Genomic DNA, 737 nt, shown 5'->3' on the forward strand with positions numbered 1-737 from the left:
TTCAGGTATTACGATCCGAATACGGGTGGGTATATAAGCCAAGATCCGATAGAACTGGCAGGGAATAATCCTACGTTGTACGCTTTCGTCAAAGATGTAAATACGGAAGTGGATGTATTTGGGTTAGACTGTTCTAAAAAGCCTAAAAAATTTTAAGAAATTTTCAAACGAAGAACTAGAAAAAATAGGAATTGATGCACATGAGCTTAAAAGAGATATTTTAGGTAAGAACGCTAAAATTGCCCACTATGACGTTTATAAGGATTCAAGTAATCGGAAAATAATTCTTTTGAAAAAAGGAGGAAAGGGAAAACCAATAGAAACATATATAGATTACCCGTATGACTAGTATTAAATTAACTTTTATCGTTTATGGAGACATTTTTGATGTCGATGATTTTTCTAAGATAATAGGCAAATCTCCTACTGATTTTGCTTATAAAAATGATATGCTAAAATATAGAAGAAGTACTGAAACTTTTTGGGAGTATTCATTCCAAGAAGTTTTAAGCCCTTATATAGAAGAAAGTATAAGATGTTTTGAGAATGTCATAACCCCAAGTTTTGAAACTGTCAGTTCATTTATAAAAAAAACAATTTAAAGTCTAAAATGCTTTTCAAAATAGAAACAAACAAAGAGCCATCGCCTGCTATTGTATTTAATAATAACATCATCAATTTGCTTAATAAGATAAATGGCTGGATTGATTTAGATTTATATATAAACAAATAATAGG

At 30.1% G+C, this 737-nt stretch carries 2 protein-coding genes; both read left to right on the top strand.

Going from position 1 to position 737, the window contains the following annotated elements; genetic code table 11:
- Positions 1-190: 190 nt before the first annotated feature.
- Positions 191-349: a polymorphic toxin type 33 domain-containing protein gene (locus tag HMPREF0670_RS17540; protein ID WP_410524386.1), complete on the top strand. Its 159-nt coding sequence runs from the start codon at positions 191-193 to the stop codon at positions 347-349.
- On the top strand, positions 342-602 hold the full coding sequence (locus HMPREF0670_RS14535) for a hypothetical protein (RefSeq protein WP_009231904.1): 261 nt from the start codon (positions 342-344) through the stop codon (positions 600-602). Before HMPREF0670_RS17540 ends, HMPREF0670_RS14535 begins: the two co-directional genes overlap by 8 nt.
- Positions 603-737 lie beyond the last annotated feature (135 nt).

The sequence above is a fragment of the Prevotella sp. oral taxon 317 str. F0108 genome, assembly GCF_000162415.1.
Classification (GTDB): domain Bacteria; phylum Bacteroidota; class Bacteroidia; order Bacteroidales; family Bacteroidaceae; genus Prevotella; species Prevotella conceptionensis.